Annotated in this window: 5 protein-coding genes; all 5 read right to left on the reverse strand. The window is 51.7% G+C overall.

The features are described from left to right. Nucleotides 1-87: 87 nt before the first annotated feature. Nucleotides 88-5,904, reverse strand: a complete 5,817-nt coding sequence (locus R70723_RS33815) for an S-layer homology domain-containing protein (protein ID WP_081957476.1) — start codon at nucleotides 5,902-5,904, stop codon at nucleotides 88-90. A 111-nt stretch (nucleotides 5,905-6,015) separates the two neighbouring features. Further along, a complete protein-coding gene (locus R70723_RS23305; protein ID WP_039875835.1) occupies nucleotides 6,016-8,292 on the reverse strand; it encodes a GH32 C-terminal domain-containing protein in 2,277 nt (758 codons plus the stop codon). Beyond that, complete coding sequence (locus tag R70723_RS23310) at nucleotides 8,289-10,760, reverse strand: PfkB family carbohydrate kinase (protein ID WP_039875836.1); 2,472 nt, start codon at nucleotides 10,758-10,760, stop codon at nucleotides 8,289-8,291. Before R70723_RS23310 ends, R70723_RS23305 begins: the two co-directional genes overlap by 4 nt. Nucleotides 10,761-10,789: 29 nt before the next feature. Beyond that, a complete protein-coding gene (locus tag R70723_RS23315) occupies nucleotides 10,790-12,415 on the reverse strand; it encodes an ABC transporter substrate-binding protein (protein ID WP_039875838.1) in 1,626 nt (541 codons plus the stop codon). Between the two features lie 105 nt (nucleotides 12,416-12,520). Continuing rightward, the gene (locus R70723_RS23320; protein WP_039875840.1) at nucleotides 12,521-13,417 is read right to left on the reverse strand and encodes a carbohydrate ABC transporter permease; all 897 of its coding nucleotides are present in this window, start codon (nucleotides 13,415-13,417) and stop codon (nucleotides 12,521-12,523) included. Between the last annotated feature and the right edge of the window lie 13 nt (nucleotides 13,418-13,430).

Consider the following 13,430-nt stretch of genomic DNA (forward strand, 5'->3'; position numbering starts at 1 on the left):
TAAGATGATTGTCTCAGATATATCAGAGAAAGCCGGAGTCATGGCGAAGGTAGACATCACCTTGCTTCCCCGGCTTTCTCTTAAAACTTATTTGTTAACTTCATCCAGCAGCAGCGAGATGATTTGCGCGCTTTCCGCACGGTTTACCGTTTCACGAGGCATAAACACCTGATTGCCGCGCCCGGCAACGAACCCAAGCTCCTGTAAGGCCGCGACTGCATCTGCAGCCCAAGTGCTTATCATGCTGGCATCCTTGAAATTACTTTGACGATTACCAGCAGCCTTCTGTCCTGTATGAAATAGATATGCTTTGTAAATCATGGACGCCATTTCTTCCCGGGTTATAGACTCCTCCGGCGCAAAGCTATCTTTGCTTCTTCCGGTGACAATCCCTGCTTCGTACACTGCGGCAATAGAGGAAGCATACCATTTGGCGGAGTCTACATCCTTGAATGCAGGTGAATTCGTCCCTCTTATACCGAGGGCACGAGTAATCAGGGAAGCGAACTCAGCTCTGCTTACCTTTTGCTTAGGTGCGAATGCCGTTTCACTCACTCCCAGGACAATTTGTTTGGCGGCCATCTTTTTTATGACAGCATAGGCCCAGTAGGAGGCATTCACATCCTCAAATGATTTATCATAGGTAAGGACTGCAAACGCACTGAAATGACTCACCTTTGCTGTCCACTTAGCGTCCGAACGGGTTCCGCCCATGTACTCCAGGCTGCCGTCATCAGCGATGTAGTAGATGCCAGTCACATCCTCACGGGAATTCTCATTGGCACTCAGTCTAATTGTGACAGGCTGGGAGAACCTTTCCAGCTCAAGCACTGCTCCATCAGCCTTGACGATAGATAATTTGAAATCATAGACCTCTCCGGCTGCGGAGATGTCCGCATGATTTTTGCTTTCGGCTTGTGTGAGCAGCTTTGTGCTTTGTTCGGCAGATAATGCCCCCATCTCAAAAGAGATCTGCGCCTGCTCCAATCCGCTGCCCGTAACCAGCGCCTGCAATTCCTTTAAAACTTCTGCAGGAACCTCAATCTCCACATCTGCATGCTTAACCTTCAGCGCATTCTTCCCGTCATTTGCCGCCAGCTTCACCGGAAACAACACCTGCCGCTCACCTTTGGCCAGTTCGAAAATCAAGCTGCTCTGACTGCTCTGACTATCCGGCACGCTTCCCGGGATCACAGGATTACCCGGCGGACTCGTTGGAACAGGAGGAGTTGGGTCTGTTGGGTCTGTTGGGTCTGTTGGGTCTGTTGGGTCTGTTGGGTCTGTTGGGTCTGTTGGGTCTGTTGGGTCTGTTGGGTCTGTTGGGTCTGTTGGATCAGTTGGATCGGTTGGGTCAGTCGGATCAGTTGGCCCGCCCCCATTCTGCACCTTAACCGGCACATTGAAATCATCGACGTTAATATGTCCGAACCCGCCTGTGGATTGGTCAACAACCTTAATGTACAGCTCCTCGCCGATATACGCTGACGCATCCCAGATTTTCCGCTGATATTCCTCATAATTAGTGGCCGTCTCCTTAAAGAGCTCTTTGCCGTCCGATGCCCGGACCAGTGCGACGTATAGCTTATCAATATCACGCCCGCCGCTGACCAGGAAATTGAGCTTGCCGTTTCCGCCAAGGATGAAATTCTGCGATTTCAGCGTGCCTGTTAAGCTGTCGCCGCCGGCTGCCTCATTGAAGCCCCACAAATGATAGCCGCCCGGTATTTTATGTGAAGGATTGAAATAGATTGTGTCCCAGAAAAACTGGGCGTCCGTCACATGGACATCCTGGAAGGCATCCCCTTCCGTAATCCAGCCCGTCAAGTCGCCAGTGGCAAAATCATGGTTAGGCAGATCGGTAATATCGGTATATTCGGAGTTGTCCCAGTTGTCAGGTACATCGACCGGAGCTGCCGGTTCACCTGTCAAAGCATTCATCTCCCATACTTCCATCGACTTGACCGTAACCTCGTTATCGGCCCAGACCTGCAGACCCAAGGAATCGTATCTGCCTGCATAGACGCGGGTGGTCAGCTTTTTCTTATTATTGGCAAAGGCTTCAACTACCGAGCGGTCCAGGAAAATATGGAGCTTCAGATTTTCTCCGTCAAGATCGACGTACCCGCCTTGAATCCCATCCACCCGGACATCCGGGTCGATGCTGCTCTTGGTCCGGTCTACATTAAATGTATTATCGCTCTTGTCATAGTAAATCAGTGTTTCTTCCTGGCCGTTGTCAGAGCGCCGTACTTTAAGGCCGAATTTCTGAGCTTCGCCCGGATCAATCTCCATGACGATCTCCAGCATGTCGCCTTTGACATTGCTAATCAGCTGATTGGCAGCCTGAACATTTTTGTCTGCCAAATCAACCAGCTTAGTGCCCCGCAGACTCTGCAATTCTTCAATAGGCTCAATTCGCAATTCATCGTGCGCATCCAGGCTCAGGGAAACCGGCAGCGCCAGGTTATGTGCCCATCCGGCCTGATATTCCGCTTGCGGTGTTCTTACATTCTGCACCATGGAGAACACAACCGTTTTTCCGTCAGGGGTGACCATCCCGCTCTCTGCAGTTAAATAGCCGTCGCCCACATCCATTTTGGACGGTGCCTCCTGGTCAGGTATGAATTTGAGATTATCCCGGTCCCAGGTTCCAATCCAGTAAAAAACCTCAACATCCCGTTGCACATCATTCGCCGGCGGAACGTGCTCCGGCTTTTCATGGGGATTAATCATGAAGATATACTTTTGCTTGCCCGTACTATCTTTGCCTAGCGGAAGTAGAACTGGCAGTTCCCATACCGTGCCCAGCTCCGGATACAGGCTTCTGTCACTGACATAAAGAGGTCCTTTATACTCCCAGTTGTACATATCATCGGATACGTATACCAAAGCGGTGCCGCTGCTAAAGTCTTTAAGACCGGAGGTTACCAGCTGGTACCACTTATCCGTCTCTTCGTCATACCATACAAACGGGTCTCTGAATTCGTTATGAATGCCGTTTCCGTTCTGCTCTGTTACCGGTTCAGGATATTTCACCCACTCCTCCAAGTTAGGGTCCGATACATCAGCCGGGGTTGCCAGCCCTGTTCTTTGGTTCGGCGATAGAGAGTCATTGCCCGCGGTATAGAACAGGACAGGATTTCCGTCACGGTCATAAGCCGCGCTGCCTGACCATGCACCGTCCGGATCAAGCGTACCCGCCTCAGGTGCAAGTGCAGGCCTTACATTTTCCCAGTGCACCATATCGTCACTTACCCAATGTCCCCAGTGGATTTGATGCCAGAACGGACCTTGCGGGTTATGCTGATAGAATAAATGATACTTACCGTCAAAATAAATCGGTGCATGCGCTTCGTTCATCCAGTTCTGCGGCGGCATTGCATGGTACTGCGGGCGGTGCTGATCCCCGTCAAATACACCCGGGTCTTCATCAATATCACCGTCTGGAATGTCCGGAACCGCACCGCCGTGAAGCGTCTTCACATTTTCATACTCGGCCAGAATCTCTTGACCCGTGAGCGCCCTGTTCTGCAGCTTCACTTCATCGATAAGTCCACTGAACATATTGTAGGAGAACAATCCCGCAAACTCAGCAGATCTGTTATTTTTTCCGATAATCAGGTTCTCCGTTGACGGTGTGATCGGAATACTGACAGGGGTTGCCTGAGATGCTACTTCCTGACCATTCAGGTAGAGCTTAATCCTTCCGGCTTCCTTGTCGAAGGTGGCCGCCACATAATTCCATTTGTATTTTTCAAGCAGATGATCCTTAACCCATACCTGAATCCACTGTCCGCCTATTCCCGCCTGCATCGACCATGTGCCATGCCGGTACATGCCAAGCGCGAAGCCTTCCGCCTTATCCTGATCGGACTGATTCACAATGGCAGACAGCTTATTCCCGTCTCCCCATTCATAGCTGCGCGGAGCAACCCAGGCTTCAAGAGTTAAAGCATCGCCTGCAGGAATGACCTCCTCCGCACTCACCTGGATATCATTCGAATATCCGTCAAACAGCAGGGCACCTCCTTTGACTCCGCGCGGAGTCCATCTCGGGTCCTTGGAGTCCATATATCTGGCATTGTTAAACACATAGTTCACGTCGTATTCAAGACCGCTTACTTCCTCAAGCGCCTTCTTTCCTGTGCCTTCATCCAAACTCATATAAAAGATGTTACCTGTCCCCCTCGCCTGAAAAGCGTCAATGGAGATCCGGGCCTGATCGGACGAATCGATAACCCTGATATAAAGGCTCTTGTTGTAGTACTTATGCACATTCCAGGTAATTTGTTGATTTACGATGGCATTCCCGGTCTTTTCAAGCAGTTCGTCCGTTCCGGCATCGTACAATCCTACGTAGGCACTCTCCGGATTCACAATGTCTACAACCTTAAAGCTAATTGTCCCGGTTCCCTGAAGTGTGAAGGCGCTTGAGGTAATAGAGCCCTGTCCCTGGAGAGAGGATTTAGCAAAAAAACTGCCCTCTTTACCTGCGTGAGCTTCATCCGTTACTTGAAAAGCCTCTCCAGTGGCCGTCCAGCCCTCAAAGTTGCCTGTCTCAAAACTGCGATTCGTAATTTCAGTCGGAATGATGTTGCCGGCCATCACCCCTTCATCCGGCACGCTCTCGTTAAAGGTCTGGAAATCATCCGCAAAAATTACTCCCCAATCCGAGACTGCATGATCAACAATTTCGATATAGAGTCTTTTGCCGGCATATTTGGACAGGTCCGCTTTGTACTGCTCCATATTGGCAAGCCTCATGCCCTGCGCCGGGTCCGGGAACCCGGAATCGTTAAACTCGCTGTTGCCGTATCTGGCAATCAGGTTCCCGGTATCCGCATCGACAACACTTACATAGGCTTGATCTGTATGCTTGCCTCCGCCCAGCCTAAAGGTAATCCATCCTGTTCCTCCCAGCTCAAAGGTGCTGGAACGAAGGACTCCCGTCGCAGCTTCGGGATATTTCCAGCCGTTTAGATGATAATTGCCCTCCTGATTGTACGAGATTTGTTCCGCCCACCAGGTAGCTTCATCTGATACGCTCTCTGGCCCGAACGCTTCACCTTCCACCACGGTCCATCCTGTAAGATCGCCAGTTTCAAAGCCGGGATTCTGGATTTGATACCGCTGAAAATCAGGCTTAATATCTTTAGCAACAGTGCCACCGGCAGGCTCTGATTCATGGTACATATTAAAGGCATCTGCAAAAATCAAACCCCAGTCCGCAGTTGCATTATCGACGATCTCCACGTACAGCTTCTTGCCCAAATGTCCGGAAAGATCGGCCTTATACTGCTCCATATTGGCAAGCCGCAGGCCCTGGGCGGGATTCGGGAAACCCACGTCGGCGAATGCGCTGTTGCCGTACCTGGCAACCACCTGTCCCGTATCCGCCTCAACAATATTTACATAGACCTTATCCGGATTTTTGCCGCCGCCAAGCTTGAAGCTGATCCAGCCGCTGCCGCCCAGCTCGAAGCTGCCGGACCGCAGCACGCCTGTAGCAGCCTCGTCATATTTCCAGCCGTTTAAATGATAAGTACCCTCCTGGTTATACGGGATTTGTTCCGCCCACCAGGTGGACTCCATGGATACACTATCCGGACCAAACGCGTTTCCTTTAATTACAGTCCATCCCGTCAAGTCTCCGGTTTCAAAGCCCGGATTCACAAGCTCATAGACCGCATCCGTAACGGACGAGCTCCCTTCCAGCTTGGGTGCCTGATAGACTGAACTGGTAACGGACAGTCCCGGAGCCGGGCTTGATGCCGTAGCCTCCCAGCCTTCCTTCTCAACCCCGGCTGCGGCTGTGCCTTGAATACCTGGAGCCGTAAGCTGAAGAACCAAAACCCCCGCTACCACTCTGGAAATCCAGGATGTATTTCGATTAGCTTTCCTCATTAACAAGCCTCCTTCATTATTTGCGATTAAATGAAGCGCTTACAATCAACTATCTACTTGTTTGCGTTAATTGCTGTACCCATGAGGGAAGGAGCGCCGTAGCGCTCCGCCTTACCATATAGACTTCATCTCCCAAATCTCCATCGACTTCACCAATGGCTCGCCATCTCCCCAGAGCTCAAGTCCCAAAGCATCCTTGCGGCCCGGATACACCCGGGTTGTCAGGCTCTTAAGTCCGTTGGCATAGGCTTCGACCATGGAGCGGTCCAGATAGAGATGCAGCTTCAGGTTCTCGCCGCATAAATCCAGCTTGCCCCCTTGAATCCCGCTGCATCTTTCTTCCGGATGCTGCGATGTTTTCGTCCGGTCGGCCAAAAGCATGGATTCCTTCCAGTCATAATACAGCAGCGTTTCTTCCTCTCCATCCGGTGTACACCGGACCTTGATTCCAAGCTGTGCAGCACTGCCCCGCTCCATTTCCAGCTGAATCTCCAGCATATCGCCCTGAATATCCCTCAGCTGGTCATTCGCTTCTGTTAATGACTTGTCACGAAGCGATAATCGCTTCTCACCCCGTAAGGACTGCAGTTCCTGAATAGGCTCGACTCCAAGCCTTCCATCCTCCCGTAAATACACGCTTACCGGCAAACCGCCGTTATGAGCCCAGCCTGACTGGTATTCCAGCACGGATGTACGGTCACCCTGCGCGATCGTAAAGACGATATTCCTGCCTGTCACCGGATCGGCCATTCCGCTCGGGCCGGTAAAATGGAAATCACCGACATCAATAAGCTGCGGTTCCTCCTGATCCGGTATGAATGACAGATTGTGCTTATCCAGCTGTCCGATCCAGTAGAACACTTCAACATCAGCGCCAGCTCCTACAGGACTGACCAGCAGAAGGTGCTTAATCACGCCTTGCTTGTCACTGCCCAGAGGAAGGAATACCGGAAGCTCCCAGATCGGGCCAAGGTAAGGGAACTTCTGAAGGTCCGCTTCAAAGAATGATCCTTTGTACGTCCAGTTCAGCATGTCCTTTGACATAAATGCGAGCGCTGCTCCTGCTCCGCCTTCCGTCCCCGATCCGACCAGGGCATACCAGCCGTCCTCATCCTTCCACACGAACGGGTCCCGGAAATCCCCGAATGCCCCCATTCCCTGCTCCTGTACAATAAGCGGCTCCGGATGTTTGATCCACCTGACCAGATCAGGGTCCTTATCTTCGGAATAAGTGCTTCTGGCCAGCGCCACGCTCTGATTCGGTGAAGCACTGTCGTTGCCGGCTGTAAAGAACAGGACGGGCAGGCCGCCGGCATCATAAGTAGCGCTTCCTGACCAGATCCCGTCGGGTGCGAGCTGATCCTTCTCAGGTGCCAGGGCTATAGGAAGATCGCGCCAATACACCAGATCTTCACTTACCCAATGCCCCCAATGTATATGGTGGAAGTAAGGCCCTTGCGGATTATGCTGATAGAACAGATGATATTGTCCGTCAAAATAGATTGGCGCATGAGGCTCGTTCATCCAGTGGGCCGGCGGGCTGACATGATATTGCGGTCTGTGCCGGTCTGCAAGCAGGGGAGTACGGTCCAGCTTAATGTCGTCATATTCCACTTGCGGCCGGACACCGCCATGAGCAGTCAGCACCTCCCAGTAAGAAGCAGCCACTTCCTCACTGCTCAGGGCACGGCTATAAATCTTCAGCTCATCCATAAGACCGCTGAACATATGCAGGGTGAATACTTCTGCAAGCTTGCTGCTGTGATTGTTCCTGCCGATGAGCAGATCCGTATCTGCCGCTACTGCCAGTCTTGAACCGGCAGGTATCACCGCCGAAGCAATCTCGCTGCCGTTCAAATACAGCTTAAGCTCGCCTTCATCCCCATTGAACACGGCATTTACGTAAGACCACTCATTCTTGGGCAGCTCACAGCCGTCCGGCGACCAGATTTCGGTCCATTCCCCGCCTGCAAGCCCAATTTGGAAGGACCAGGAGCCGTGACGGAACATGCCAAGCAGGTACCCCTGCTTAGCATCCTTATTATGCCTGTTCACAATGGCGGCCAGCTTGCCCTCATGCCCCCACTCATAGGTTCTCGGGGCAATCCATACCCCGATGCTGAGGGCCGTCAGAAATTCCGGCTCTCCACTACGAGCTTCTCCATGTACAGAATGATCAATATAGGTTGAGTAACCATCGAAGAGGAGACTGGTTCCTGCCACTCCCTTCCTCCATGGCGGAGTACAAGGATCGGTAAACTCCGCATTATTAAACACGTAATGAACATCATCCACTGTATCAGTGACTTTCTCCAGCGCACCTGCTCCGGCTCCTTCATCAAAAGCCCAATATCTCGTTAGTCCGCGGTCTCCCGCCGAGCTGCTCATGCCTCATTCCTCCTTGTTGGCTGCCCTGTACTGACATATGGAATCTGAACAGCGTCCAGCTTGTGAATCTGCAGGGAGTTCACGACCACCTGCCCTGACTGCGCCCTTACCTCAATATGCTCAATCGGAGATTCAGGGAAGATCTGATCGGTCAGCACAACCAGGCCATTGTCCGCGTACACTTCAACCGCATTGCGGTCCAGCCAGATTTGCAGCTTGAGCTGCCCATTCACCGCAGCCAGGCTTGCACCATGCCGGCTTGCAAACGCAGGATGGAAATCAGTTACACCCGATTGGGAGCGGTCGGTGAACAGCCGCTTGTCAGCAGGGTCGTAACCGATAATGATCTCGTCCTGTCCGGAGGATTTCAGGTGAATATAGATTCCATCCCCCGAACGAACATCCAGCTCTGCTTCAATCTCCAGCAGATTATAATGGGTCTGCTGTATGAAAGGAGTCTCAGGCGTAACCGTGACATCCTTCCAGCTCACGGATTCTTTGCGTAGCTGCCCGATTTCCCGGACAGGCATTTGGGTCAGCACGACGCTCCCTTCCTTGCTGGTCAAAGACAAGGCGCGGGGCAATGTCATTGCACCTCTCCAGGAACCGGTAGGGGTCTCGTTGGCATATTTCCAGTTGCTCATCCACCCGATGAGCACGCGGCGGCCGTCCTGCTCCGGAACATCCGACCAGGTAACGCCTGCATAGTTGTCTCTGCCATAATCCAGCCACAGGATATGATCGGCCGGGTTGTCATTAACAAACGTCTTACCGTCGAATTCACCAATGAAGTATTGCGTGCGCGAGCCTTCCGGACAATCGGGATTGTCCCCGATGCTGATAATAAGCACCCATTTGGAACGGCCGCTGTCATCCACCGGCAGCTGAAACAGATCAGGACATTCCCAGACGCCGTCATGCGAGCCTTCTTCTTTGCCGAATTCACCCGTCAGCGACCAATCATGCAAATTGTCTGAAGCATAGAACCGGGCGTGGTCTCCCGCAACAATCGCCATAATCCACCGTTCACTTTGCGCATGCCAGAATACCTTGGGATCCCGGAAGTCTACCAGCTCCTCCTCGGCAAGCACTGGATTACCATCATACTTCTGCCAGGTTTGACCTTCATCGCTGCTGTAGGCCAGACTCTGGCGCTGCCGCGGCTGGCCTGTCTCCGGATGGGTATCCGCATGCGTAAAGATCGCAACGAGTCCTCCCTGGGAATCTCCGAATAAACCGCTGCTATTATTCCAGTCCACTACACAGCAGCCCGAAAAAATCGCTCCATGCTCATCCGGGAAAAGCGCAACAGGCGCGTGCTCCCAGTGAACCAGGTCTTCACTTACGGCGTGGCCCCAGTGCATCGGCCCCCATTTATTACTGTAAGGATGATATTGATAGAATAGATGATAGCTTCCCTTGTAATAGACTAATCCGTTGGGATCATTCGCCCAGTTGTCGGGAGGTGAAAAGTGGAACCCGGGTCTGAACCGTTCGGCATTATCCAGCTGGCTGGACTCCATCAAGCGGTTAATCTCTTCTGTTGTCGGCATGGACCCGAGAGCCCCCTTTCGTGTTGTTACTAATGCTCCGCCGGCATTGGCGAAAGTCAGCATGCTGGTGATTTGCTGAGCGGTCAGCTCCTTCAGGGAGCCCCCGTTATCCAGAATCTTATATAACAGGCAGCCCAGAAAAGCATCTCCTGCTCCTGTCGTATCGATGGCCTTGACCTTAACCCCCGGCACATATCCATCCTGGCCGGCCAGACGATAATAGCAGCCTTTTTCCGCTAAAGTAACGACAATGAGTGTAATATCAAATTGCTGCTGAAGCGCAAGTGAACCTTTTACAATATCGTCTGTTCCCGTAATAAAAGAAAGCTCTTCTTCCGAAACCTTCAGGATATCGGCATAATTCAAACCCCAAAGTATGTGCTGTCTCGCTTCCTCTTTGCTCTCCCATAACGCAAACCGGATATTCGGATCAAACGACAGCAGTACTCCTGCTTCCTTAGCCTTAAGAACGGCCGTCCTGGTTGCTGTACGGGCAGGTTCATGAGTCATAGACAATGAGCCGTAATGCAGTGCCTTGCAGCTGTCAATCCGCTCCAGCGGAACATCCTTTGAATGCAGGAAGGTATCCGCGCCCGGCTTCCGGAAGAAGCTGAAGGACCGGTCTCCCTGCTCATCAAGATGTACAAAGGCCAAAGTCGTACTTGCTTCGTCCGTTAGCGATACACCTTCTACATCCACACCGCTGCTTAGCAGTGTACTCTGCAGTAAGGAGCCAAAGGAATCCGCCCCCACCTTGCTTACGAGTGCCGATCTTGCACCCAGACGGGACAACGCAGCGGCCACATTAGCCGGAGCTCCTCCAGGATTGCACTCAAACTGCTCATTCCCCGCGGCTGAACGGCCTGCCGGAGTAAAATCTATCAATACTTCTCCAATCGCGATAACATCTAGCACAGCTTCTCCCCACCTAACCCTCTATTTATTTATTGTTTTAGATTTGCATTGTAGCGGTCCAGTCCGGTCTGGTAGATTTCCATCAATTCATTCAGGCCCATCTTTTCCAGTGTCTTGATATAGTTGTCCCAAGCCTCATCTGCGCCGCCGTCTACAATGAATTTTCCTCTTTGTGTATTTACATACTTGATCAGTTCCGGCTCAATTTTGTTGATGGTATCCAGCTCCTCCGGCTCAAAGAAGATGCCCGGATAGTTTTCCTTTTCCATATAAGGATTGTAGTATTTCGCCAGGTCTTCAGCGCGCTGCTGGGCGCGGGGCTCCATATCTACCACTTTTCCGAAGTCATCGAAGGTAATGACGCCAGGCGCGCCGGATCCCGGAGCAACCTTTTGGCGGAATTCACCTGCAGACGCTCCCTCAGGCAGCGGCAGATTCACGAGCTTACCGTTATCGTCCTTCTTGTATACGACATCCAGCGGGCCCCAGTGGATTTGAGCGGCCATGTAAGGTTCATACTGCTGGTCGATCCAGCGCATGGTGATTTCCGGATTGCTGTTCTCTTTGGTAATGACAAAGGACCCGCGTCCCGGCCCGCCGCCATTGGCGCGTCCAATCGTCTGCTCTCCATCCGCGCCTTTAAGCGGTGACAGCAGAACATAATCCTTGGCACGTTCGGTACCGACAACCTCCTCTACTTCCCACCAGACGTAGGAGCCCAGCGTCTCATCTGTCGTTTTGCCTTTGGCCAGATACTGTGCTGCATCCTGAGTGAAGGATTCCGGATCGATCAGACCCTGCTTATACCATTTTTCATGAAAATAATTCAGAGCTTCCTTGTATTCAGGCTGAGTTGCCGTAAAAATAACTTTACCGTCCCGGACGACACGGTGCTCCAGGTTATCCGGAAGTCCAAAGGCACCGAAAAGTCCGGCGATATCCATACACCACTGCATGTGCATAAAGCTAAGCGGAATTTCGTCCTGCTTGCCGTTGCCGTTCGGGTCCTGTGTTTTGAAGGCCAGCAGTGCTTCGGTGTATTCATCCAGCGTTTCCGGCACCTTCAGGCCCAGCTTATCCAGCCAGCTTTTATTGATAACGTGAAAGAAAGGGTTTGTTCCCAGGTTATTCTCTTCCCAGGAAGGCAGCCCGTAGATGTGCCCGTCTGGTGCAGTAATGGATGATTTGATATCAGGACGGCGGTCCAGAAGCGCTTTCAAATTAGGGGCATATTGCTCAATTAAATCCTCCAGCGGAATCAGGGTTCCGTCTTCACCGTAATTGATCAGCTCATAGTCGGTAAATCCGGCCGCATAAAAGGCATCCGGCAAGTCGCCGCTCGCCAGCAGCAGGTTTTTCTTCTCTGTATAGTCGGTATCAGGAATGTTCTCCCAGTTAATCTGCACGTTGGTTTCCTGCTCCAGCCGCTTGAAGATTTCCATCTCTGTAAACTCCGGGGCCAAAGCCGCCTTCGGGGCCACCATTCTTAAAGAGACTGCTTCATTTACAATAGGAAGACCGGTTGCATTGAAATTCGCTTCCTGATCCGGATTCTCGGCCTGATTCTCTGACCCGTTTCCGTTACTTGAACACCCGCTCAGCGCAAACGCTCCGGCCAGCACCACAATCCCCGCATTTTTGAATAAAGACTTCATTATCCATAACCTCCCTTTTGTTCATCACACCTGTTAACTGTTGCACTGCTATTTTTGGCCTGAATACGGCGGGACATCCCCCCTCTCAAGTACCTGAAATGAGAATCAGCCCTTGATAGAACCGATCATTACGCCTTTGACAAAATACTTTTGCAGGAACGGATACAAAATCAGCAGCGGCAGACTGGATACCATGATGACCCCGTATTTAATCAGCTCAGTTACGCGCATTTTGGCTGCATAGGATTCCACATCGATCATCATCCCTGAATTGACCTGATTCTGGACAAGAATGTTGCGGAGCACCAATTGCAGCGGGTACTTGCTCTCATCATTCAGGTAGATCAAGGCGTCGAAGAAACCGTTCCAGAAGCCGACCACATGATACAGCACCATTACCGCCAGTATGGACTTGGACAAGGGAAGGACAATGCTCCAGAAAAATCTGGTGTTCGAGCATCCGTCAATTGAGGCCGCTTCCCACATCTCATCCGGTATGGAGGACTGGAAAAAGGTTCTGACAATGATGACGTTAAATACACCGCCTGCCCCGGGAATGACCAGTGCCCACATCGTATTCAGCATGTGCAAATCTTTTATCAGCAGGTAGGTCGGAATCAGCCCGCCGCTGAAGAACATCGTAACCAGCAAAAACCACATAATGACCGACTTCCCGGCCAGATCCTTACGGGCCAGCGGATACGCTGCAAAAACCGTCACGGCTACTCCAATTAAGGTTCCCAGAGTCGCGTACAGAATTGAATTCCCATACCCAATCCAGATGGAGGAGTCACTGAATATCCGCTCATAGCCGTCCAGCGTGAAGCCTTTCGGAAACAGCCAGACCTCACCGGAGTAGATATAATTGGGATCGCTAAATGAGGCAGCCAGCACAAAGTACAGCGGGTATAGCACGAGCAGCATAATGAGGGTCAGCAAAATATAGTTAATGATGTCAAACCATGCGTCCCCTCTGCTTTTTCGCTTCATTAATAGGTTCATGATTGTTTCCTCC

It is taken from the genome of Paenibacillus sp. FSL R7-0273 (genome assembly GCF_000758625.1).
Taxonomy (GTDB): Bacteria; Bacillota; Bacilli; order Paenibacillales; family Paenibacillaceae; genus Paenibacillus_AQ.